This is a genomic window from Janibacter indicus, assembly GCF_900176385.1.
Taxonomy (GTDB): domain Bacteria; phylum Actinomycetota; class Actinomycetes; order Actinomycetales; family Dermatophilaceae; genus Janibacter; species Janibacter indicus.
In genome coordinates, this window is sequence record NZ_FWXN01000004.1 from 188,982 (window position 1) to 211,406 (window position 22,425).

The window sequence follows — 22,425 nt, forward strand, 5'->3', positions numbered from 1 at the left end:
GCCTCAGATCCGGGCGACGATGCTGGCGAGGAGCGTGCCGCAGCGCTCGGCGGCGGCCTGGCCGGCGGCGACGACCTCGTCGTGCGCCAGGGGAGTCTCGCTGATGCCGGCGGCGGCATTGGTGACGAGCGAGACCCCGAGGACCTCGAGGCCGGCCTCGCGCGCGGCGATCGCCTCGAGCGTCGTCGACATGCCGACGAGGTCGGCGCCGAGGACCCCGGCCATGCGCACCTCCGCGGGGGTCTCGTAGTGCGGCCCGCGGAACTGCGCGTAGACGCCCTCGTCGAGGTCGGGGTCGACCTCGCGGGCCAGCTCGCGGAGGCGGGGGGAGTAGAGGTCGGTGAGGTCGACGAAGTTGGCGCCCTCGACCGGCGAGGTCGCGGTGAGGTTGATGTGGTCGCTGATGAGGACCGGGGTGCCCGGGCCCCACTCGGGCCGCAGCCCGCCGCAGCCGTTGGTCAGCACGATCGCGCGGCACCCGGCCGCGGCGGCGGTGCGCACCGCGTGGACGACGGCGCGCACGCCGCGGCCCTCGTAGAAGTGCGTGCGGGTGCCGAAGACCAGCGCCCGCCGGCCGGTGTCGGCGATCTCGACGGAGCGCAGCTGCCCGGAGTGGCCGGCGACGGCCGCGGCGGTGAAGCCCGGCACCTCGGCCTGCTCGACGGTGGCGACGGTGCGGCCGACCCGGTCTGCGGTCTGGCCCCAGCCGGAGCCGAGGACGAGGGCAACGTCGTGGGTCGCCACGCCGGTGCGCTCGGCGATGACGGCCGCCGCGTCGTGGGCGAGGACGAAGGGGTCCTGGGTGTCAGCGGTCTGGGTCACAGGCGCAATCTACAAGGGTGGTTGGATGGGAGGCGTGACTCGAACGAACTCTGTTGTGATCCTCGGCGGCGGCCCGGGCGGCTACGAGGCGGCCCTCGTGGCCGCGCACCTGGGGGCGTCGGTCACCGTCGTCGACCGGGACGGCATCGGCGGGGCCGCGGTCCTCACCGACTGCGTCCCGAGCAAGACCCTCATCGCGACGGCCGACTACCTCGGTGGCTTCGAGACGGCCTCCGAGCTCGGGGTGCACCTCGAGGACCACGAGGGTGACGTCGCGACCGAGACGGTCGCCGAGCTCGACGCGATTAACCGCCGCGTGCTCAACCTCGCGGCGGCGCAGTCCGCCGACATCACCGCTCGGCTGCAGGAGGTCGGGGTGCGGGTGGTGTCCGGCACCGGCCGACTCGCCTCGCCGAGCGAGGTCGTCGTCGAGGGCGCCGACGGCGCGACCGAGACGATCAGCGCCGACGTCGTGCTGCTGAGCACGGGCGCCACGCCGCGGGTCCTGCCGAGCGCGCAGCCCGACGGCGAGCGGATCCTCACCTGGCAGCAGATCTACGAGCTGCCCGAGATCCCCGACAAGCTCATCGTCGTCGGCTCCGGCGTCACCGGCGCCGAGCTCGCGCAGGCCTACCTCGGCCTGGGCACCGACGTCACGCTCATCTCCTCGCGCGATCTCGTGCTGCCGGGCGAGGACCAGGACGCTGCTGCCGTCATCGAGGACGTCTTCCGCCGACGGGGCATGACCGTGCTCAACCGCTCGCGCATGGCGTCGGCCGAGCGGCGTGGCGACGGTGTCGTCGTCACCCTCGAGGACGGCCGCGAGGTCGAGGGCAGCCACGTGCTCATCGCCGTGGGTGCCGTGCCCAACACCCGCGAGATCGGCCTCGAAGAGGTCGGCGTCGAGCTCAGCGAGTCCGGCCACATCGTCACCGACCGCGTCTCGCGGACCTCGGCCCGCGGCGTCTACGCCGCCGGCGACTGCACCGGCGTCTTCGCGCTCGCGTCGGTCGCGGCGATGCAGGGCCGCACGGCCATGGCGCACGCGCTGGGTGACGCGGTGACCCCCCTTCGTCTCTCGGCGGTGTCGGCCAATGTTTTCACCGACCCCGAGATCGCCACGGTCGGCATGAGCGCCGCCGACGCCGCGGACAACTCCGACGTTGAGGCCGTGATGATGCCGCTCTCGCGCAACCCGCGGGCGAAGATGCTCGGCATCGAGGAGGGCTTCGTCAAGCTCTTCGCCTACCGGGGGACCGGCACGCTGCTCGGCGGTGTCGTCGTCGCGCCGCGGGCGTCCGAGCTGATCTTCCCGGTGGCCCTGGCCGTGGCCAACCGGTTGTCCGTTGACCAGGTCGCCTCGACCTTCACCGTCTACCCCTCGCTCACCGGCACCATTGCCGAGGCGGCCCGCCGCCTGCACCCCCTCCACGGGGAGTGAGCGCAGGCCGGCGCGCCGGCGCGCTGCCGCCGCTAGGGTCGAAGGGGCCGACCCGCGGCCCGCGACCAAGGAGCCGAGGATGAGCAACAGCCCGCAGCAGTTCAACGGCGGCGAGTACGTCGACAAGGCACGCGACGCGGCCCGGGACCACCCGGACCAGGCGCGCGGTGCGATCGACAAGGTCCAGGAGGCCGTCGACAAGCGCACCGGCGGCAAGTTCAGGTCGATCATCGACAAGGCCGGTGACTTCGTCGAGGACAAGCTCGGCCTGCCGGAGGAGAAGAAGGCGGAGCCCGAGGGCGACGCCAGCCCCAAGGCGGACCCGGAGCCGCAGGGCGACTCCTCGACCGGCGGCGGGGCCCTGCCCGGCTGATCCGGCGGGCGCGCCGGCCGCGGTCAGTCGGCCGGCGCGGTCACCGTTGCCGCCTGCAGCTGCAGGTCGGTGCGCACGGCGGATCCACCGAGCACGACGGTCCGCGTGACGATGGCGCTCGTGGCCCGGTCGACGGCCGTGACGACATAGGTGCCCTCCTTGGGCACCGGCAGCTCGTAGCGCCCGTCGGGGCCGGTACGCATCCAGTCGACCGACCCACCAGACCGGCGGGTGACGACGACGGAGACGTCCGCCGCGGGCTGCCCGTCGACACCGATCACGGTGCCCGAGACGCTCATCCGGTCGCGCAGCACCAGAGGCGGCACCTGCGGGCCCCGCTCCAGGTCGACGTAGGCGCTCACGGGTTCCCAGCCCGGGGCGGTGACGACGAAGAGGTGCTTGATCGGGCCGCCCGTCGCCACCGAGTAGTCACCGGCCGAGTCGGTGTGCGACCAGTCGACGTGCGAGCCCTGGCCGCCGAGCACCGTGACGACGGCCCCGGGGAGCGGCTGCCCCGCGGCGTCGGTGATCCGGCCGTGGACGACGTGGTCGGCCTTCTGCTCCTCGACGTCGGGTCGGGCCGGGACCTCGGCGGAGCGCTGCCGCAGGAAGGGCAGGATCAGCCCGAGGCTGATGAGCGAGGCGGCCGTCGCGAGACCGAAGACAGTGGCCATGCCGGTGTAGGTGGGAAACCCGCTGGCCGTGATCGTCGCCGCGAGCACAGCGGTGGTCACGGCACTCGCCGTCGACGTGCCGACCGAGCGCAGCAGCGTGTTGAGGCCGTTGGCCGCCGCCGTCTCGGTGACGGGCACCGAGCGCATGATGAGCGTCGGCAGCGCCGAGTAGGCCAGCGCGGTCCCGATGGTCACGGTGATCGTGCCGAGCACGACGAGACCGATCGAGTGGCTGAAGGGGATGCGGGCGAGGTAGGAGATCGCCATGATCGCCGCGCCCGCACCGATCGCCATCTCGGGCCCGAAGCGGCGGGTCACCCAGCCTGAGAGCGGCGCGAGCAGGCCGAAGGCCACGGCGGAGGGTGCCATCCACAGGCCGGCGTGCAGCGCGTCGAGCCCCAGCCCGTAGCCGGTCTCCTTCGGCGTCTGCAGCAGCTGGGTCGACACGAGCATGTTGACGAACATCGCGAAGCCCATGAAGACCGAGATCGTGTTGGCCGCGATGACGACCGGCTGCGAAGCGGTGCGGATGTCGACGAGCGGGTTGGGGATGCGCAGCTCGAGCGGGACGAAGAGGCCGAACAGCAGCAGGCCCGCGGCGAAGCAGCCGAGCGTGCGCACGTCGAGCCAGCCCCAGTCGCTGCCCTTGGAGACCGCGAGGAGCAGCAGCACGAGCGCCAGGCTGAGCAGGACCGCACCACGCACGTCGAAGGCGCCCGCGGTGCGCACGCTCGACTCCGAGACCGTGAGGAGGACGAGCGCGATCATCAGCAGGGCGAGGACGCCGGGCAGCCACAGCACGATGTGCCAGTCGAAGGCCTCGGCGAGGTAGCCACCGAGCGGCAGCCCCACCCCGGCCCCGATCGCGAGGGTGGCACTCATCAGGGCGACGGCGAGCGGCACCTGCTCGGGATCGAGCTCGTCGCGCATCGTCGCGATGCCGACCGGCACGAGTGCCATGCCCATGCCCTGCAGGGCGCGGGCGAGGATGAGGAACGGCAGGGAGGGGGCGAAGGCCCCGACGAGGGCACCGAGCGCGACGATGGCCAGGGTTACGAGGATCATCCGCCGCTTGCCGTACATGTCGGCCATGCGGGAGATGACCGGCGTCGCGACCGCGCCGGCGACGAGGGTCGCGGTGACCAGCCACGAGGCGTTGCCGGCGCTCGTGCCGATGAGGTCGGGCAGCTCGGGGACGAGCGGCAGCACCATCGTCTGCTGGAGCGAGACGATCGTCCCGCAGAGGGCGAGGACGGCGATGACGACGCCGCCCCCGGCACGCCGGGAAGGCGTGCCGGGGGCGGCGTCGGTGCTGCTGGGGGAGGCGCCCATCAGTCCTTGATCTCGGCGAGGACCGCGCCGTTGCTCACGGTGGCCCCGACCTCGGCCTGCAGGCCGGTGATCGTGCCGGCCTTGTGGGCGTTGATCGGCTGCTCCATCTTCATCGCCTCGAGGACGACGACGAGGTCACCCTCGGCGACCTCCTGGCCCTCCTCGACGGCGAGCTTGACGATCGTGCCCTGCATCGGGGCGGTGAGGCTGTCGCCGGAGGCCGCGGCGCCGCCGCCACCCCCGCCCGAGCGCTTCGGCGCCTTCTTCTTGGCGGCACCGCCGCCACCGAGCGAGAGGCCACCGGGCAGGACGACCTCGAGGCGCTTGCCGCCGACCTCGACGGTGATCTTCTGGCGCTCGCCGTCGTCCTCGGCCGCCTCACCGACCTCGCCGCCGTAGGGGGCGATCTGGTTGTCGAACTCGGTCTCGATCCACCGGGTGTAGACGGAGAAGGGCGCGTCACCCTCGGGCGCGAAGGCCGGGTCGCGGACGATCGCCTGGTGGAAGGGCACGACCGTCGGCATGCCGTCGACGACGAGCTCGTCGAGGGCGCGACGGGAGCGCTCGAGCGCCTGCTGGCGGGTGGAGCCGGTGACGATGAGCTTGGCGATCATCGAGTCGAAGGCCCCGGCGACGGTGTCGCCCTCCTCGATGCCGGCGTCCCAGCGGACACCGGGGCCGTGGGGGACGCGCATCTTGGTCACGGTGCCGGGGGCCGGCATGAAGTTGCGGCCGGCGTCCTCGCCGTTGATGCGGAACTCGAAGGAGTGGCCGCGGGCGATCGGGTCGTCGTAGCCGAGCTCCTCTCCGTCGGCGATGCGCAGCATCTCGCGGACGAGGTCGATGCCGGTGACCTCCTCGGTCACGGGGTGCTCGACCTGCAGGCGGGTGTTGACCTCGAGGAAGGAGATGGTGCCGTCCTGGGCGACCAGGTACTCGCAGGTGCCGGCACCGACGTAGCCGGCCTCCTTGAGGATCGCCTTGGAGGCGCGGACGAGCTCGGCGTGCTGCTCCTCGGTGAGGAAGGGCGCGGGGGCCTCCTCGACGAGCTTCTGGTTGCGGCGCTGCAGCGAGCAGTCACGCGTCGAGACGACGACGACGTTGCCGTGCTGGTCGGCGAGGCACTGGGTCTCGACGTGGCGCGGCTTGTCGAGGAACTTCTCGACGAGGCACTCGCCGCGGCCGAAGGCCGTGACGGCCTCGCGGACGGCCGACTCGTAGAGCTCGGGGATCTCCTCCATGGTGTAGGCGACCTTGAGGCCGCGGCCGCCACCGCCGTAGACGGCCTTGATGGCGATCGGCAGGCCGAACTCCTCGGCGAGGGCGACGACCTCGTCGGCGTCCTTGACCGGGTCGTTGGTGCCGGGAGCCAGGGGCGCGTTGGCCTTGACGGCGATGTGCTTGGCCTTGGCCTTGTCACCCAGCGCGTCGATGGCCTGGGGGCTCGGGCCGATCCAGATCAGGCCGGCGTCGAGGACGGCCTGGGCGAAGTCGGCATTTTCGGCGAGGAAGCCGTAGCCCGGGTGGACCGCGTCGGCGCCGGCGTCCTTGGCGACCTGCAGGAGCTTGTCCTGGAGCAGGTAGCTGTCGGCCGGCGTCTGCCCGCCGAGGGCGTACGCCTCGTCGGCGACCTTGACGTGCAGGGCGTCACGGTCGGGCTCGGCGTAGACGGCGACGGAGCCGATGCCTGCGTCGGCGCAGGCACGGGCAATGCGGACGGCGATCTCGCCGCGGTTCGCGATGAGGACTTTGCTGATGGCCATGGGCCGCAGACTACTGCGTGACCGTCGCCCCCCGCTGGTCGCCCGCATCGTGGCGCCGGACACCCCCTTCGCCCACCCCTGCCGGGGCGAAGGGGGCGCCCGTCACCTCGACCAGCCGCGGGAGTCGGTGCACTCGGTCGGGTCGTCGTAGCGCTGCCGGATCTCCTCGGCGCGGGAGCGGGCGAGGTTCCACCCGGCGAGGGTGTCCTCATCGCCCGCGCCGTACACCTGGTGCATCGACAGCGCGCACTGCTTGATGTGCGCGGGCAGGGCGCTCGACTCGATGGTCGGCACGGCGTCGGCGGGCAGGCTGCTGAGGTACCAGGTGTCGATCTTGCCCGTGGCCTGCCACCGCTCGATGTTGCGGTCGGCGACCCACGCGCTCGTGTTGCCGACGGTGCCGACGATGGTCAGGGCGGTCGCGGTGACGAGCACCGTGCGTCCGAGCCAGCGCCGGGTGGGGGTGAAGAGGGAGACGAGCACCGCGAGCACGACGAGCCCGAGCCAGACCTCGAAGAGGTCGGCGTTGACCCGCAGCGTCGTGTAGCCGTAGGCCTCCTGGTAGAGGGCCATGCGGCGCAGCGCGGAGGCGACGACGAGCAGGGTGAGGATGCACAGGGCCGCGTTCATGGCGCGCATGACCCGGCGGTCGCGCTCGGTGCTGGTGCGGCCGAGCGCGCGGACCCCGGCGACGAGCAGGAGGACGAGCGCGGTGGCGAGGGTGAGCTGGCCGAAGCCCTGGCGGGCCGACTCTGCGTAGGTGACGCCGGCGGTGCGCATGACGTAATCGTGCCCGCCGACGACGGCCGCGGCCTGGGCGACGACGAAGGCGACGAAGATCGCGATGACGACCCCGAGGGGCACCTGCCACTCGCGCTCCGGGATGCGCGGCGACAGCCCGGCCCCCTCGACGGTCGGCGGGTTGATCGCGAGGTAGAGACCGGCGAGCGTGACGCCGGCGAAGAAGACGAGGACGAAGACGCGGAAGATCGCCATGTCGCTGATGTCGGGCACGAGGGCCGCGGCCCACGAGCCGAGGACGGCGTCGGCGGAGGCGAGCAGCCCGCCGAAGACGAGCAGCAGGGCGAGGCTCACGACGGCCGTGCGCAGGATGGACCAACCGCTGCCCCGGCGGGCGAGGACGCGGATCGTCCGGTCGAGCAGCGGCAGCCCGCGCAGCGCCGAGAGCGGCCATGCGATGACCGAGGCGATCATCCCGGTGACCGTGCGCGCGTCGGTGCACGCGGCGGCGGCGAGCACCCCGGCGACGGCGACGGCGAAGAAGCTCATCACCGGGTCGTCGCGCAGGATCGTCGTCAGGCCGAGGGGGAGGGCCAGGGCCGCGGTGACCCACGACCACGGCCTCGCCCGCCGAGCCGAGGCGAGCCAGAGGGCTGCACCACCGGCGGTGAGCACGACGAGTAGCCCGAGCCCGATCGCGTTGCCCGGCAACAGGATCGCGGCGAGCAGCCCCACGGCGAGGGCGGCGAGCAGCAGCCGCGGCTGCCCCTGCGTGACCCGCTCTGGCCACCACCGCGACAACGAGAGCCCCGTTCCCAGAGGTGCGAGGCCGTTCGCGGCCGAGCCTCGAAGGGAGGGCGCGGATTCTGCAGTCATCGTGGGCTCCTGAGTGGTGGTCGTGGTGAGCGGTGCCGGCGAAGGGGAGGTCGGCGGGGTGAGCGGGAGGTGGAGCTCGAGCCGGGCTCCGGCGTCGGCGTCCAGGGCGCGGATCGTGCCGCCGTGCATCGAGGCGACCCACGCGGCGATGGCCAGGCCGAGGCCGGTGCCACCCCCTTCGTCCCCGCCGGGACCGAAGCGGTGGAAGAGCCGCTCGGCCCGCTCGGGGGTCAGGCCGGGGCCCTCGTCGGCGACGGTGAGGGTCCACGCGTTGTCGGTGGTGCGGGCGGTGAGGGTGACGGTGCCGCCGGCTGGACTGTGTCGCACGGCGTTGTCGAGGAGGTTGGCGGTCACCTGGGCCAGTCGGTCGCGGTCACCCGTGATGGTGAGGTCGGTGGGCTCGACGTCGACGACGAGGGTGACGTCGCGACCTTGGAGCGATGCTTCGGCGACGGCGTCGTCGAGCAGCTCACCCACGCGGATCCGACTGGGGGAGAGGGGGATCTGACGACTGTCGGGGCGTGAGAGGTCGAGCAGGTCCGTGACCAGGGAGCCGAGGCGCTCGGACTGCGCGAGGGCGGCCCGCAGGGTCGTCTCGTCCGGGGTGGTGACGCCGTCGGCGAGGTTCTCGAGCAGGGCCTGCTGGGCCGACAGGGGCGTGCGCAGCTCGTGGGCGACGGTGGCGACGAGACGCCGCCGGTGCTCCTCGCCCTGCTCCAGCTCGGCGGCCATGCTCGCGAAGGCACGCGCCAGCTCGCCGACCTCGTCCTGGCTCGACGTCGTGATCCGGGCGCCGTAGTCCCCCTTCGCCATCCGCCGTGCGGCATCGGTCATCTGGGTGAGTGGGGTCGTCATGCCGGTCGCCAGCCAGCGGGTCACGACGAGGGCGAGGCCGATGGTCGCCGGCAGCCCGAGCCACAGGGGGACGCCGGCGTCGGTGCCGATCGTCCCGACGACGGCTGCGACGACGACGCTCGCGCCGACGAGCACGGCCAGCCGGGTGCGGATCGAGGTGAGCTCGAGCAGGGGAGCGGAGCGACTCATCGCCCGGCCCCGTCGTCGAGTGCGTAGCCGACGCCGTGGACGGTGCGGATGCGGTGGGCGCCGACCTTGGCGCGCAGCGCCTTGACGTGGCTGTCGAGGCTGCCGCGGCCGAGCCCGTCGTCCCATCCCCACAGGTCGGCGACGATCCGCTCGCGCCGCAGCACGGCGCCGGGCTCGTGGACCAGCAGCGCGAGCAGGTCGAACTCCGTCGGCGTGAGGTGCACGGCGTGGCCGTCGATCGTGCAGCGTCGGGTGCGTTCGTCGAGCGTCAGGCCGTCGAGGTGGGTGATCGTCTCGTCGGGGCGACCCAGCTCGGCGGCGCGCTCGACGCGACGCAGCAGGGCCCGGACCCGGGCGACGACCTCGCGCATGCGGAAGGGCTTGGTGAGGTAGTCATCGGCCCCGACCCCGAGCCCGACGATGATGTCGCTCTCGTCGTCGCGGGCGGTGAGCATGAGCACCGGCACCGGGCGGTCGGCCTGGATCCGGCGGCACACCTCGAGTCCGTCGTACCCGGGCAGCATGAGGTCGAGCACGACGACCGCGGGGTCATGCTCGGCGTGGGCGGCGACCGCCCCCGGGCCGTCGTGCGCCCGGACCACCTCGAAGCCCTCTGCCACGAGGCGGTCGGCCAGGGCCTGGTTGATCGTCGGGTCGTCCTCGACGACGAGCACGCGGTGTGCGGTGGTGGTCATGGGATCAGGCTAGGGAGCCGGACCGGCGGATCCCCGGGGCGCGATCTGGAGATCCTCTGCAGATCTCGGCGAACCGAGAGGAGACGACCGGACGCGACAGGCGACACCCGGACACTGCATTGCCCTACGGCAATGCAGTGTCTTGACCTCGAGACGTTGCATTGCCCTATGGCAATGCAGTGTCTTGACCTCGAGACGTTGCATTGCCGTAGGGCAATGCGGACGAAGGGGGAGTGGCTTCAGCCCACCGGCAGGCGGGAGACGAACTGCCGCAGCTGCTCGATGTTGCGCACCTCGTGCATGTCGACGACCTCGCCGTAGCGGCTGGCCACGGAGTCGCCGGTGTCCCACATGCGCTCCGCCTCGGGGTTGAGCCAGGCGGCGTAGCGGGCCTGGGAGACGAGGATGCGCAGGCGGTCGATGCGCGGGTCGGTGCCGTTGGTCCGCGCGTCACCGAGGATCAGCACCGTCGAGCGCGGCCCGATGGCGTCGAGGTGGTGCTCCACCGCGTCCTCGAAGGCCGCGCCGTAGTCGCTCGACCCGTGCCAGCGGGTCATCTGCGCCTCGCGGGCCACCCGCTCGCTGATGTCCTCGCCGACCTGCGCCTCGCGGACCAGGTCGGTGATGTCGTCGCACGTGTTGACGAAGCCGATGAACCGCACCCGGCGGAAGACCCCCGCGAGCGACTGGAGCAGCAGCATCGTGAAGCGCGAGAAGCCCGCCACCGACCCCGACATGTCGCACAGCAGGACGATGTCGGCCCGGCTGCGGGTGCGGCGCTTGTAGGCCGGGCGCACCGGCACGCCCCCGGTCGACATCGCAGCGCGCAGGGTGCGCCGGATGTCGATGGTGCCGCGCGACTGCCGCCGCTGGCGGGCGGCGAGCTTGGCCGCGAGCTTGCGCGACAGGGGCGCGATCACCGCGTGCAGCTCGGCCGCCTCGGTCTTGCCGGTGAGCAGGAAGTCCTTGCGCTCCAAGGGGTCTCGCACGCCGTAGCGGGAGATGCGGTCGCGTCCGCGGACCTCGGCGTTGCGCCGCGCCGACTCGGTCTCGACCTTGCGCCGGAAGGCCCCCACCCGGCGGCGGATCTCGTCGCGGTCGTAGCGGTCGCTGAGCTGCTCGGGCCGCCACGCGCTGCCCGCGCCGCCGCCACCGCTGCCGGTGGCGCCGCCGCTCCCTTCGCCCGATCCGCCCGAGCCCTCGCCGGACCCGCCGGTGACGTCGCCGGCGTCCCGAGCCCGTTGCAGCGCAGCGGCGATCGCGGTCTGCGGGGAGAGCCGCTCGATCGCCTGGTTGGCCGACCAGCCCCCGGTCGACGACTCGTTGGCCAGGCGGCCGAGCTCGCTCACCGCGCGGGCCGCGAGGCGGTCGAGCTCCTGCTGGTCACCGCGGGCGAGGGCCTCGACGAGCTCCTCGCGGATGGCCGCGGCACGCTCGCGGGCGCCCGCGGTGTCCGTCGGTGACAGGTGCGCCGCATCGCCCGTGCGGTGACCCACCGCCGGGGGGAAGTGGATGTCGAAGAGCTGGTCGAAGACCGCCCGGTCCGCCGACCGCCGCATCATCGTCGCGGCGAGCCCGGTGCGCAGGCGCTCGCGGTCGTCGAGGCCGAGTGTCGTGGCGGCAGAGGCCGCGTCGGCCACCTCGGAGGTCCCGACCGTCACGCCGTGCCGGCGCAGCGCCCGGGCCAGGTCGACGAGGCGCTCGCCGAGCGGGTCAGGCGAGGGCACGGTCCAGGTCCAGGGTCTGCACGGCGAGCTCGATGTCCTCGCGGTGCTTGAGGACGACGCCGAGGGTCGCCCGGACGAGCTCGGGCTGCAGCTCGCCGCCGGTGCCGAGGCTGACGAGGGTGCGCGCCCAGTCGATGGTCTCGGCGACGGAGGGCGACTTGCGCAGCCGCATCTCGCGCAGCGCGCCGACGAGCCGCACCACGGAGGCCGCGAGGGTCTCGTCGAGGTCGGGCACGGTGAGGCGCACGATGCGCAGCTCGAGGTCGGCCTCGGGGTAGTCGATGTGCAGGTAGAGGCAGCGGCGGCGCAGGGCCTCGGACAGCTCGCGGGTCGCGTTGGAGGTCAGGACGACGAAGGGGGTCTGGCTCGCCCTGATCGTCCCGAGCTCGGGCACGGTCACCTGGAAGTCGGAGAGCACCTCGAGCAGCAGGCCCTCGATCTCGACGTCGGCCTTGTCGAGCTCGTCGATGAGCAGCACCGTCGGGTGCGCGTTGCGGATCGCGGTGAGCAGCGGCCGGGAGAGGAGGAACTCGTCGGTGAAGATGTCCTCCTTGACCGAGGACCAGTCCGCCTCGTCGGCGCCCGCGGCGTCGTGGTGCGCGCCGGCCGCGGTAATGCGCAGCAGCTGCTTGGCGTGGTTCCACTCGTAGAGCGCCCGCGCCTCGTCGACGCCCTCGTAGCACTGCAGACGCACGAGCTCGCCGTCGGTCGCGGCCGACACGGCCGCGGACAGCGCGGTCTTGCCGACACCCGCCGGCCCCTCGATGAGCAGCGGCTTGCCGAGCTGGTCGGCGAGGTAGACCGTCGTCGCGATCTCGTCGGAGGCGAGGTAGCCGTGCGCCGCGAGGCGCTCGGTGACGTCGTCGACGGAGGCGAACCGGGGGGTGTGCGTCATGCCGTCAGTCTGCCGGACCCGGTCGGGCCGCCCCGCGCCGGATAGCGTGGCACTCACCACGGCGGAGAGAGCGGGCACGGGCGAGTGACCAACCTACGGCGTGCCGGGACGGGTGGGCATGGGGAGCGCTCCCCGGTGGGTACGGTGGCGACATTCCTCGCACCCTCGGCAGGACGGAGCCCCACCGTGACCGACGACCAGGTCCGACGATTCAAGAGCCGGATGCTGGCCCAGCGCGCGGAGCTGGACCTGCTGCGCGACTTCACCCGGCACCCCTTCGCCGACATCACGGTGCCGCAGCGGGTCGAGGAGGTCATCGCCGCAGTCCGCGAGGAGCACCTGACCTATCTGCGTGAGGACGACCTGCGGCTCCTGGCCGAGCTCGTCGTCGAGGCGGACCGGGTCGGCCGTGAGGGCGTGGTCGTCGAGTGCGGCACAGCACTCGGTGGCTCCGCGATCGTCATGGCCGCGGCTCGGGCGGGCGGACGCCCGATGCGCGTCTTCGACGTCTTCGGGATGATCCCACCGCCCACGCAGGAGGACGGTCGCGACGTCCACGACCGCTACGAGGCGATCCGGCGCGGGGAGTCCTCGGGTCTCGGCGGGCAGACCTATTACGGCTACCGCGAGGACCTCCTCGGCGAGGTCACGGCGTCCTTCGCGCGGCACGGGGTGCCGGTGGGGGAGAGCGGGGTCGAGCTCGTGCGTGGTCTCTTCGAGGACACCGTGCACATCGACGGCCCGGTCGCGCTGGCTCATCTTGACGGTGACTGGTACGCCTCGACCCGGGTCTGCCTGGAGCGTGTCGCCCCGCAGGTCGTGCCGGGTGGCCGGATTGTCCTCGACGACTACTACCACTGGTCCGGTGCCCGCACGGCCACCGACGAGTACTTCGCCGACCGGCCCGGGTGGCGCATCGAGCACCGGGCCAAGGTCCACGTGGTCCGGGAGACCTGACGTGGCCCCTCGTGTCATCCACACGGCACAGGCGCTCGTCGACGTCGTCGCCGAGGTGCCCGGCCTGCCGCGGCGCGGCGGCAACGTGATGGCCGACGTCGCCACGCGCCACGCCGGGGGAGCGGTGACGATCCTGCTCGCGGCGGTGCGCTCGGGTGTCGAGGCCGTCCACGCTGGCGCCCACGGGCGGGGTCCCAACGGCGACCTCGTGCGCGAGACCCTCGCCGCCGAGGGTGTGGTCCTGTCGGCGCCCGTCGTCGAGGACCTCGACACCGGCGTCTGCATCGTCATGGTCGAGCCCTCCGCGGAGCGGACCTTCGTCACGACGCAGGAGGCCGAGCGGCACATCAGCGTCGAGTCGCTCGCGACGAGCGCCCCGGTGGCCGGCGACCTCGTGTGCGTCAGCGGCTACAGCCTCGTCGGCCGCACCCGGGACCCGCTGGTCGCCTGGCTGGAGTCCCTGCCCGAGGGCGTCGTCGTGGTGCTCGACCCCGGCGACGTCTTCGCGGAACTGGAGCCCTCCCTTCGCTCCCGGGTCGTCGCGCTCACCGACGTCTGGACCGGCAATGCCGAGGAGTCCGAGGACTTCGGTGGGGCGAAGGGGATGGGGCCGGCCGCCGAGGCCGTCGCCGCACTGCTGGAGCCGGGTGCCGTCGCCGTCGTCCGCGACGGCGACCGGGGGTGCGCCGTGCGGGTCGACGGGGTGACGACGATCGTCCCCGGCTTCCCCGAGACGCCCGTCGACACCAACGGCGCCGGCGACACCCACACCGGCGTGCTCCTCGCCGAGGTGGCCCGGGGCAGCGACTGGGTGCAGGCCTGCCGCCGGGCCAATGCCGCGGGCGCCATCAAGGTCACCCGCAAGGGTCCGACGACCGCCCCGACGGCCGCCGAGATCGACGCCTATCTCGCCGCACGTTGATCGGGGCGCACGCCGATCGAGGGGTGCGGGCCGCCCGCGCGGGTGGCCTCCTCAGCCGGCGGGGCGCTCGTCGACCAGCTTCGCGTAGACGACGACGTTGTCGACGTGGCGCCCCGTCTCGCCGTCGAAGTGGCCGCCACACGTGATGAGCCGCAGGGCGGCGTGGTCGACCTCGCCGTAGACCTTGTCGGTGGGGAAGTCGGTCTTGGGGTACTGACCGACGTCGGTCACCTCGAAGACCGCGGTCGACCCGTCCGCGCGGGAGACCTCGACCCGCTGCCCGTCGCGCATCGAGCCCAGCTCGAAGAAGACCGCGGGCTTCTTGTCCCACGTGACGTGACCGGCGAGGACGGACGGGCCCAGCTCCCCGGGGGTGGGGCTGCCGGTGAACCACCCGGTGCTCGTGGCGTCCTGGGGCACCTCCATGGTGTCGTCCGGCTGCCGGCCGAGGTCGATGACCGAGCTGGTCACCCCCAGCGAGGGGATGGACACCAACGTCGGCCGCGAGCGGGACATCCGCTCGGTCGTGGCCGGTGCGGCCGCGCTCGTCGGGCTGCTCGTGCCCGGGCCCGTGTGGTGCCCGGCGTGGCCGGACCCGGAGGTCGGGCTGCCTGAGGGGGCCGACGCCGTGGCCGAGCCGCCGTGCCCGGCATGCCCGCCCTCGGACATGGCGGCGGGCGGGGGCATGCGGGTCTCCTGCTGCGACAGGCCGAAGGCTGTCAGGCCGGTGCCCGCCACGGCGAGGGCGAGGACCGCGACCGCCACGCCCCGCGCGCGACGGTCGCGACCCCGGGTGTGCTCTCGCACGACCGGCTCAGCTCTCCTGCGTCAGGCGACGGCGGTAGGCGAGCAGACCGACGGCGCCGACCATGGCGAAGGCGCCGGCGCCCAGGGCGCCCTTCGCCTCGACACCCTCGGTGCTCCCGCCGCCCGTCTCGACGCCACCCGTGGGCGGAGCGCCGACGGCCGCGCCGGTGACCGTGCCGCACGTCGCCGGGTTGGTGGCCTCCTCCGGGATGCCCTCGACCCCGACGGACTTCGCGAAGCTCGACTCGCCGAGCGCATCGAGGTCGTACTTGCCGTTGCCGTTGGCATCGAGGCCGTGCTGCACGATGTGCAGGTTCTTCAGCTTGGGTCCCGCGCCCTCGGGCAGAGTGATCGTGCGCGAGTACGACAGGTTGCCGTCCGCGTCGGCGGTTGGCATGCGGTCGACGGCGAGGCCGCTGTCGGGGCTCGTGTCCCCCTTCGTCGTCAGCGAGATCATGATGTCGCCATAGGTGGGCAGGCCCTCCTCGGTGTTGACCTGGCCGTCGCCGTCCGCGTCGGCGGCCGACGTCGGACAGGTGAAGTCCTTGTTCTCGTCGAAGGAGCCGTGGAAGTGCTGGGCGTGGGGCGAGTTGGGGGTGAATCCCGTGCCCGTGATGTCGATCGTCAGCTGGTCACCGGCGAGCGACAGCTGTGCGGTCGACGAGGACCCGCTGTCGTTGCCCATCGTGTCCGTGAGCTTCATCGTCCACTTCTCGTCGGCGCTGGCGCCGGTGGCTCCCGCGAGGAGGATCGCGCACGCGGCCGGGGTGGCGAGTGCGGCCTTGGTGAGGGTGTGCATACCTGACTCCTTCGTCGTGGCCGGCCGATCTCGGATGACCGGAGGCCTCGTGCCGGGAGTTCGGGGCGAAGGGGGGAAGCGGATGGGTCAGCGGGCGTCGAGTTCGGCGCGACACCGTTGCTCGAAGGTCTCCAGCTCGGCCAGTGCCTCGTCGAGGTCGCGTCGGCGCTGCTCGAGGTCGGCGCGCCGCTCGTCGATCTGGGCGAGCACGTAGGTCAACTGGCTGCGGCGGCCCCGCGGGGCGTCGTAGAGGTCGATGATCGTCGCGATCTCGTCGAGCGGGAAGCCCAGCCGCTTGCCCCGCAGCACCAGGCTCAGCCGGGTGCGGTCGCGCCGGTGGAAGATCCGCGTCGTGCCCTGCCGCTCGGGGGAGATCAGGCCGAGGTCCTCGTAGTGCCGGATGGTCCGGGTCGTCACGCCGAACTCGTCCGCCATCTCGCGGATCGTCCAGGTGGCACTTGTCATGGAGCGAGATCATGCTTTACGTTGACGTCAACGTCAAGCAGCCGCCGTCAAGGAAGACAGGTCATGTTCGAGCTCTCCCAGGACCACGAGGACTTCCGCGCGAGCGTGCGCGACTTCGCCGAGCGCGAGGTCGAGCCGCACGTCGCCCAGTGGGACAAGGACCACCACCTGCCGCTCGAGGTCGTCGGCCGCATGGGCGACCTCGGCCTCTTCGGCCTCGTCGTCCCCGAGCGCTGGGGCGGGTCCGCCGAGACCGTCGACGGCGTCGTCCAGTCCGACTTCACCGCGCTGTGCGTCGCGATCGAGGAACTCGGCCGCATCGACCAGTCCATCGGCATCACGCTCTCCGCGGGCGTGGGCCTGGGCATCAACCCGATCCTCACCTACGGGTCCGACGAGCAGCGCGACCGCTGGCTCCCCGACCTCGTCGCCGGGCGCGCGCTCGCCGGCTTCGGTCTCACCGAGCCCGACGCCGGCTCCGACGCGGGCGGCACCCGCACGACGGCGAAGCGCGACGGCGACGAGTGGGTCATCGACGGCGCCAAGTCCTTCATCACGAACTCTGGCACCGACATCACCTCGCTCGTCACGGTGACCGCGCGCACCGGCACGAGCGCGGAGGGCCGCCCGCAGATCTCCGCGATCATCGTCCCGAGCGGCACCCCCGGCTTCACCGTCGAAGCGCCCTACGACAAGCTCGGGTGGAACATCTCCGACACCCACGGCCTGAGCTTCTCGGGCTGCCGCGTCCCCGCCGACCACCTCGTCGGCGCCGAGGGGCAGGGCTTCCGCCAGTTCCTCAAGACGCTCGACGACGGCCGCATCGCGATCTCGGCGCTCGCGACCGGCCTGACCCAGCGCATGCTCGAGCTGGCCACCGACTACGCACAGACCCGCACCGCCTTCGGTCGGCCGATCGGCGTCAACCAGGGCGTGAGCTTCCAGGTCTCCGACCTCGCCGTCATGGCCGAGACCTCGCGCGTGCTCACCTACAAGGCCGCCTGGCTCAAGGACGAGGCCGACCGCGGTCGCCGCTCGACCCAGGAGGTCGCCAAGGCCGCGTCGATCGCCAAGCTCTACACCTCCGAGGCCGCGGTGAGCGCGACCCGCATCGCCACCCAGGTCTTCGGCGGCAACGGCTTCATGGAGGAGTACCCCGTCGCGCGCTTCTACCGCGACGCCAAGATCCTCGAGATCGGCGAGGGCACCTCCGAGGTCCAGCGCATGGTCATCGCCCGCCACCTGGGTCTGCCGGCATGAGCGGCTACCCGCTGGACCCCATGGTCGAGGACGTCCGCCGTCGCATCCGCGAGGCGCACGAGGCCTCCGAGCGGCCGACCGACAAGGCCGCGGCGAAGCTCGAGTCCCAGAGCAAACTCTATGTCCGCGACCGCATCGCCCTGCTCGTCGACGAGGGCAGCTTCGTCGAGGACGGGCGCTACGCCAACGCCTTGGCCGCCGGCCTGCCGGCCGACGGCGTCGTCACCGGGCGCGGCCTCGTCGACGAGCGACCGGTCATCGTCATCGCCAACGACCCGACGGTCAAGGCCGGCTCGTGGGGCGCCCGCACGGTCGAGAAGATCGTCCGCGCCACCGAGAGCGCGCTGCGCGAGGAGCTGCCGGTCTTCTGGCTCGTCGACTCCGCGGGTGCGCGCATCACCGACCAGGTCGAGATGTTCCCCGGTCGTCGCGGTGCCGGCCACATCTTCCACAACCAGGTCGCGCTGTCGGGCAAGGTCCCGCAGATCTGCTGCCTCTTCGGCCCGAGCGCGGCCGGTGGCGCCTACATCCCCTCCTTCACCGACCTCGTCATCATGGTCGAGGGCAATGCCTCGATGTACCTGGGCAGCCCCCGCATGGCCGAGATGGTCGTCGGCGAGCGGGTCTCTCTCGAGGAGATGGGCGGGGCCCGCATGCACTGCACCGTGAGCGGCGTCGGCGACGTGCTCGTCTCTGACGACACGGAGGCGATCGAGGCGGCCCGTCTGTGGCTGAGCTACCTGCCGCAGAACTGGCGCAGCGAGCTCCCTTCGTACCAGCCGGAGCAGCCGGCTGCGGCGCTCACCTCCGCGACCATCCCCGAGCGCGAGTCGCAGCCCTTCGACGTCCACGACGTCATCGACGGCCTCATCGACGACGACTCCTTCTTCGAGGTCAAGGAGCTCTTCGCCCCCGAGCTCGTCGTCGGCCTCGGTCGGATGGCGGGGGAGACCGTCGGCATCGTCGCCAACAACTCCATGGCCAAGGGCGGCGTGCTCTTCACCGACAGCGCCGACAAGGCCGCCCGCTTCATCTGGCTCTGCGATGCCTACTCGATCCCCCTGATCTACCTCGCCGACGTCCCGGGCTTCATGATCGGGTCCGAGGTCGAGCGCGGCGGCATCATCCGGCACGGCGCCAAGATGGTCTCGGCCGTCGCCTCGGCCACGGTCCCGCAGTTCTGCGTCGTGGTCCGCAAGGCCTACGGCGCCGGTCTCTACGCCATGGGCGGGCCGGGCTTCGCGCCCGACGCGACGATCGCGCTGCCCACCGCGCGCATCGCCGTCATGGGTCCCGAGGCCGCGGTCAACGCCGTCTACGCCAACAAGATCGCTCAGGTCGAGGCCGACGAAGGCGAGGCCGCTCGTGACGAGTTCATCGCCGCGCGTCGCGCCGAGTACCTCGAGGACGTCGACCTCGAGCGGCTGGCCGCGGACCTCGTCATCGACCAGGTCATCGAGCCCGAGGCCTTGCGCGAGGAGCTGCTCGCCCGCCTGCGGCACGCCCGCGGTCGCGATCGCCGCTTCTCCGAGCGTCGTCGGGGGATCCCTCCGGTCTGACGGACGAGGCAGGGCGAAGGGGGCGTGACCCGTCTCCCACCCCGCTCGCGCTGCGGGGGCGCCGCCTCGTCGTTACCGTTGGGTAACCAACGTTCCCTGACGAAGGACCCCTCGATGAAGACCTGGACCGCCCCCTTCGCCGCCGCTGCCTGCGCGGTCGGCCTCGTCGTCACCGCCGGTTCGGCCGGTGCCGCCACCGACGACCCGCTGCGCGACGAGCTCTACGGGCTGGACCAGGTCCACGCCGAGCAGGCCTGGTCGAGCAGCCGCGGTGCCGGCACCGTCGTCGCCGTCGTCGACACCGGTGTCGACCTCGGTCACCCCGACCTGCAGGGCCGGCTCGTGCCGGGCGCCGACTTCGTCTGCGGCGAGCAGAAGGGCTCGTGCGGCGACGGCAGCTGGAAGGGCCAGGACGGCGAGGGTCAGGAGCCCGACGTCCACGGCACCCACGTCGCGGGCACCATCGCCGCCACCGCTGACAACGGGATCGGCGTCGCCGGTGTCGCTCCCGACGCCAAGGTCATGCCGATCAAGGTCCTCGAGGACGGGTCGGGCACCAACGAGGACATCGCCGAGGGCATCCGCTACGCGGCCGACCACGGCGCCGACGTCATCAACCTCAGCCTGGGTGGCCTGCCGGGCACCCAGATCTTCTCCATCCTCGGTCTCGACACGACGATGAAGGACGCGATCCAGTACGCCCGCGACAAGGGCACCCTCACGGTCGCCGCGGCGGGCAACACCACGACCCTGCTGTGCAACGACCCGGCCTTCAGCAGCGACTCGATCTGCGTCGGGGCCACGGACAAGAACGAGATGAAGTCCTACTTCTCCGAGCTGCCCGTGACCTTCCGCGGCAAGGGCGTCGCGGCGCCGGGTGGCTCCGGCCGACTCCTCGGCGGCGACTGCTCCGAGGACATCCTCTCGACCGTGCCGCGCGGCACCGGCACCGACGAGTGCGGTGAGGGCAAGGACTACGCGGCCTTCGCCGGCACCTCGATGGCCACCCCGCACGTCGCCGGGGTCGCTGCGATCCTCTTCGGCCAGGACCGCAGCATGGCGAACGTCGAGCGGGCGATCCTGTCGACCTCGCGGCACCCGCTGCTCGGCGCCCGCGGCGGCTACAGCGCGCTCTACGGCCGCGGCATCGTCGACGCGCAGGCCGCGGTCGCCTACCCCAGGGACTGAGCGGACGCGACCTGCCACCAGTCGACCCCGAGGTCGGCGAGCAGGCGCCGCAGCAGCGGCAGGCAGAGACCGATGACGGTGCTCGGGTGGCCCTCGATCGACTCGACGAAGGGGGCGCCCAGCCCGTCGAGGGTGAAGCCGCCGGCCACGTGGAGCGGCTCGCCCGTCGCGACGTAGCCGTCGATCTCGGCGTCGGTCACGGATGCGAAGTGGACGGTCGCACTCGCCGGAGCCCCGGCGGTGCGGCCGTCCCGCAGGTCGACGAGGTGGTGGCCGGTGTGCAGCACCGCCGAGCGGCCACGCACCTGCTGCCACCGCTCGCGGGCGACCTCGGGCGTGCCGGGCTTGCCGTGGACCTGCCCGTCGACCTCGAGGACCGAGTCGCACGCGAGGACCCAGCGGGGCTGCTCGGCGTCCGCCTCGCCAGCCGCGGTCCCTCCCGACTCGTCGCGCAGGTGAGAGGCGACGACGGCGCCCTTCGCGTCGGCCAGCAGCTGCGCGAGCTGAGCGGGTGACAGCTGCGGATCCCGTTGCCGCGCAGCGGATTCGACGGCCTTCTCGTCGACATCGCTGACGACGACGCGGGGGTCGATGCCGGTGGCGCGCAGCAGACCGAGGCGGGCGGGGGAGGCGGAGGCGAGGACGAGTGAGTGCACGACCACATCATCTCCGGTTGTGGGCACGTGACCGGTAGGGAACTATGGTTTCCACCGCCACTGAGACGACGTCGTCCGGCCCAGGAGCACCACACCTGTCCGGGGGACCGCCACCTCTCCTGACAGACAGGACTCGCATGTTTTCAATGACGAAGCGTGCCGTCGCGGCCGCCACCCTCGCGGTGGCCGTGGGCCTCCCCCTCGCCGGGACCGCATCCGCCGGACCCGACGACACCCCGGGCACCGCAGGTGCCGCGACCCTCACCGACACCCCCGAGGCCGCGCGCCCCGCCTTCTACGAGCCGCCGGCGACGATCCCGAGCACGCCCGGCACGATCATCCGCAGCGAGCCGGCCCCGCTGCTGCTCGACCCCTTCAACCTCTCATCGAGTGTCGTCACGGCCACCCGGATCATGTACTCGTCCACCGATGGCGAGGGCACACCGATCGCGGTGACCGGCACGGTCTTCGTCCCCAAGACTCCGTACGTCGGCGCGTCGCGGCGTCCGTTCATCTCCTACACCGCCGGCACCCAGGGCATGGGCGACTCCTGCGCCCCCTCCCGTCAGATGGAGAGCCTCGTCGAGTACGAGGGGCTGGGCATCGCCCGCACCGTCGGCCGCGGCTACGCCGTCGGCGTCACCGACTACCAGGGCCTCGGCACCCCCGGCACGCACACCTACATGATGCGTGAGGCCCAGGGCCGTGCCTCCCTCGACATGGCCCGCGCCGTCAAGAACCTCGAGGGCAGCGGTATGGACGCCCAGACCCCCATCGGCCTCATGGGCTACTCGCAGGGTGGCGGCGCCGCAGCGGCTGCCTCCGAGCTCGCCGCCAGCTACGCACCCGAGCTCAACATCAAGGGCTCGGCCATCGGTGCACCGCCGGCCGACCTCGCCAAGGTCGGGGCCAACATCGACGGCACGACCTATACCCTCTTCGCGCTCTTCGCGACGCTCGGCCTGGCCACCAGCGAGCACATCGACCCGGGCACGGTGTTCAACGCCGAGGGCAAGGAGCTCGCAGGCAGGGTCGAGAGCGCCTGCGTCTTCGACCTCTTCTCGTACGCCAACCTCGACACGTCGAAGTACACCGTGAGCGGCAAAAAGCTCGGGCAGCTGCTCACCGAGGAGCCCTTCGCCACCGCGGTCGGCAAGCAGCGCATCGGCAAGCTCAAGCCCAATGCTCCGGTGCAGATCAACCACTCCATCGGTGACGACGTCATCCCCTACGGGGTGGGCAAGCAGCTCGGGAGCGACTGGTGCGACAAGGGCACCCGGGTCACCTTCAACGCGGGCGTGGTCCCGACCCACGTCGGCGGGATGCCGGGGCACATCGCCAAGTCCATGGTGTTCTTCGAGGACCGCTTCGCCGGTCGCAACCAGCTGAGCTCCTGCTGGCGCCTCTGACCAGGACGTGACGAAGGGGG

Annotated in this window: 19 protein-coding genes; 8 read left to right on the forward strand and 11 right to left on the reverse strand. The window is 72.3% G+C overall.

The window, feature by feature from the left end:
* Positions 1–3: 3 nt before the first annotated feature.
* The gene (locus B9B60_RS06130; protein ID WP_084450311.1) at positions 4–822 is read right to left on the reverse strand and encodes a purine-nucleoside phosphorylase; all 819 of its coding nucleotides are present in this window, start codon (positions 820–822) and stop codon (positions 4–6) included.
* A 25-nt stretch (positions 823–847) separates the two neighbouring features.
* Here B9B60_RS06130 and B9B60_RS06135 point away from each other — a divergent pair, with 25 nt between their 5' ends.
* Positions 848–2,263: an NAD(P)H-quinone dehydrogenase gene (locus tag B9B60_RS06135; RefSeq protein ID WP_084450312.1), complete on the forward strand. Its 1,416-nt coding sequence runs from the start codon at positions 848–850 to the stop codon at positions 2,261–2,263.
* A 79-nt stretch (positions 2,264–2,342) separates the two neighbouring features.
* Positions 2,343–2,636 (forward strand): antitoxin, encoded by a 294-nt coding sequence (locus tag B9B60_RS06140; protein WP_084450313.1) that lies wholly within the window; start codon positions 2,343–2,345, stop codon positions 2,634–2,636.
* A 23-nt stretch (positions 2,637–2,659) separates the two neighbouring features.
* Here B9B60_RS06140 and B9B60_RS06145 read toward each other — a convergent pair whose 3' ends face one another.
* The 6 genes from B9B60_RS06145 to B9B60_RS06170 all read right to left on the reverse strand — a co-directional run bounded on the left by B9B60_RS06145 (position 2,660) and on the right by B9B60_RS06170 (position 12,383).
* Entirely contained in the window at positions 2,660–4,642 is a 1,983-nt protein-coding gene (locus B9B60_RS06145) for an MFS transporter (RefSeq protein ID WP_084450314.1), read from the reverse strand.
* Positions 4,642–6,405, reverse strand: a complete 1,764-nt coding sequence (locus B9B60_RS06150) for an acetyl/propionyl/methylcrotonyl-CoA carboxylase subunit alpha (RefSeq protein WP_084450315.1) — start codon at positions 6,403–6,405, stop codon at positions 4,642–4,644. The genes B9B60_RS06145 and B9B60_RS06150 overlap by 1 nt, the downstream gene beginning before the upstream one ends.
* A 102-nt stretch (positions 6,406–6,507) precedes the next feature.
* Complete coding sequence (locus tag B9B60_RS06155; protein WP_084450316.1) at positions 6,508–9,066, reverse strand: DUF4153 domain-containing protein; 2,559 nt, start codon at positions 9,064–9,066, stop codon at positions 6,508–6,510.
* The gene (locus B9B60_RS06160; RefSeq protein WP_084450317.1) at positions 9,063–9,761 is read right to left on the reverse strand and encodes a response regulator transcription factor; all 699 of its coding nucleotides are present in this window, start codon (positions 9,759–9,761) and stop codon (positions 9,063–9,065) included. Before B9B60_RS06160 ends, B9B60_RS06155 begins: the two co-directional genes overlap by 4 nt.
* A 239-nt stretch (positions 9,762–10,000) precedes the next feature.
* On the reverse strand, positions 10,001–11,488 hold the full coding sequence (locus B9B60_RS06165; RefSeq protein WP_084450318.1) for a VWA domain-containing protein: 1,488 nt from the start codon (positions 11,486–11,488) through the stop codon (positions 10,001–10,003).
* Positions 11,475–12,383, reverse strand: a complete 909-nt coding sequence (locus tag B9B60_RS06170; RefSeq protein WP_084450319.1) for an AAA family ATPase — start codon at positions 12,381–12,383, stop codon at positions 11,475–11,477. Before B9B60_RS06170 ends, B9B60_RS06165 begins: the two co-directional genes overlap by 14 nt.
* Positions 12,384–12,569: 186 nt before the next feature.
* Between B9B60_RS06170 and B9B60_RS06175 the strand changes: the two genes are divergently transcribed.
* Both B9B60_RS06175 and B9B60_RS06180 read left to right on the forward strand, forming a co-directional pair.
* Positions 12,570–13,340, forward strand: coding sequence for a TylF/MycF/NovP-related O-methyltransferase (locus tag B9B60_RS06175; RefSeq protein WP_084450320.1), 771 nt, complete (start codon positions 12,570–12,572; stop codon positions 13,338–13,340).
* 1 nt (position 13,341) lies between these two features.
* A complete protein-coding gene (locus tag B9B60_RS06180) occupies positions 13,342–14,262 on the forward strand; it encodes a PfkB family carbohydrate kinase (protein ID WP_084450321.1) in 921 nt (306 codons plus the stop codon).
* A 51-nt stretch (positions 14,263–14,313) separates the two neighbouring features.
* Here the strand turns inward: B9B60_RS06180 and B9B60_RS06185 are convergent, their stop codons facing one another.
* The 3 genes from B9B60_RS06185 to B9B60_RS06195 all read right to left on the reverse strand — a co-directional run bounded on the left by B9B60_RS06185 (position 14,314) and on the right by B9B60_RS06195 (position 16,333).
* Entirely contained in the window at positions 14,314–15,069 is a 756-nt protein-coding gene (locus tag B9B60_RS06185) for a class F sortase (protein WP_200811167.1), read from the reverse strand.
* 7 nt (positions 15,070–15,076) lie between these two features.
* Positions 15,077–15,868 (reverse strand): hypothetical protein, encoded by a 792-nt coding sequence (locus B9B60_RS06190; protein WP_084450322.1) that lies wholly within the window; start codon positions 15,866–15,868, stop codon positions 15,077–15,079.
* Positions 15,869–15,955: 87 nt separating this feature from the next.
* A complete protein-coding gene (locus B9B60_RS06195) occupies positions 15,956–16,333 on the reverse strand; it encodes a MerR family transcriptional regulator (protein WP_084450323.1) in 378 nt (125 codons plus the stop codon).
* Between the two features lie 63 nt (positions 16,334–16,396).
* Between B9B60_RS06195 and B9B60_RS06200 the strand changes: the two genes are divergently transcribed.
* The 3 genes from B9B60_RS06200 to B9B60_RS06210 all read left to right on the forward strand — a co-directional run bounded on the left by B9B60_RS06200 (position 16,397) and on the right by B9B60_RS06210 (position 20,340).
* Positions 16,397–17,593, forward strand: coding sequence for an acyl-CoA dehydrogenase family protein (locus tag B9B60_RS06200; protein ID WP_084450324.1), 1,197 nt, complete (start codon positions 16,397–16,399; stop codon positions 17,591–17,593).
* Positions 17,590–19,152, forward strand: coding sequence for an acyl-CoA carboxylase subunit beta (locus B9B60_RS06205; RefSeq protein ID WP_084450325.1), 1,563 nt, complete (start codon positions 17,590–17,592; stop codon positions 19,150–19,152). The genes B9B60_RS06200 and B9B60_RS06205 overlap by 4 nt, the downstream gene beginning before the upstream one ends.
* A gap of 114 nt (positions 19,153–19,266) precedes the next feature.
* Complete coding sequence (locus tag B9B60_RS06210) at positions 19,267–20,340, forward strand: S8 family serine peptidase (protein ID WP_084450326.1); 1,074 nt, start codon at positions 19,267–19,269, stop codon at positions 20,338–20,340.
* Here B9B60_RS06210 and B9B60_RS06215 read toward each other — a convergent pair.
* Positions 20,325–20,996, reverse strand: a complete 672-nt coding sequence (locus B9B60_RS06215) for a Maf family protein (RefSeq protein WP_370543534.1) — start codon at positions 20,994–20,996, stop codon at positions 20,325–20,327. The genes B9B60_RS06210 and B9B60_RS06215 overlap by 16 nt on opposite strands.
* Before the next feature lie 146 nt (positions 20,997–21,142).
* On the opposite strand from B9B60_RS06215, the gene B9B60_RS06220 reads away from it, so the two are divergent.
* Positions 21,143–22,405, forward strand: coding sequence for a lipase family protein (locus B9B60_RS06220; protein WP_226282622.1), 1,263 nt, complete (start codon positions 21,143–21,145; stop codon positions 22,403–22,405).
* Positions 22,406–22,425: the final 20 nt, after the last annotated feature.

Coding starts and splice junctions, on each gene's coding strand:
- B9B60_RS06135 (WP_084450312.1), top strand. CDS start 848: ATGGGAGGCGTGACTCGAACGAACTCTGTTGTGATCCTCGGCGGCGGC.
- B9B60_RS06140 (WP_084450313.1), top strand. CDS start 2,343: ATGAGCAACAGCCCGCAGCAGTTCAACGGCGGCGAGTACGTCGACAAG.
- B9B60_RS06145 (WP_084450314.1), bottom strand. CDS start 4,642: ATGGGCGCCTCCCCCAGCAGCACCGACGCCGCCCCCGGCACGCCTTCC.
- B9B60_RS06150 (WP_084450315.1), bottom strand. CDS start 6,405: ATGGCCATCAGCAAAGTCCTCATCGCGAACCGCGGCGAGATCGCCGTC.
- B9B60_RS06155 (WP_084450316.1), bottom strand. CDS start 9,066: ATGAGTCGCTCCGCTCCCCTGCTCGAGCTCACCTCGATCCGCACCCGG.
- B9B60_RS06160 (WP_084450317.1), bottom strand. CDS start 9,761: ATGACCACCACCGCACACCGCGTGCTCGTCGTCGAGGACGACCCGACG.
- B9B60_RS06170 (WP_084450319.1), bottom strand. CDS start 12,383: ATGACGCACACCCCCCGGTTCGCCTCCGTCGACGACGTCACCGAGCGC.
- B9B60_RS06190 (WP_084450322.1), bottom strand. CDS start 15,868: ATGCACACCCTCACCAAGGCCGCACTCGCCACCCCGGCCGCGTGCGCG.
- B9B60_RS06195 (WP_084450323.1), bottom strand. CDS start 16,333: ATGACAAGTGCCACCTGGACGATCCGCGAGATGGCGGACGAGTTCGGC.
- B9B60_RS06200 (WP_084450324.1), top strand. CDS start 16,397: ATGTTCGAGCTCTCCCAGGACCACGAGGACTTCCGCGCGAGCGTGCGC.
- B9B60_RS06205 (WP_084450325.1), top strand. CDS start 17,590: ATGAGCGGCTACCCGCTGGACCCCATGGTCGAGGACGTCCGCCGTCGC.
- B9B60_RS06210 (WP_084450326.1), top strand. CDS start 19,267: ATGAAGACCTGGACCGCCCCCTTCGCCGCCGCTGCCTGCGCGGTCGGC.
- B9B60_RS06220 (WP_226282622.1), top strand. CDS start 21,143: ATGACGAAGCGTGCCGTCGCGGCCGCCACCCTCGCGGTGGCCGTGGGC.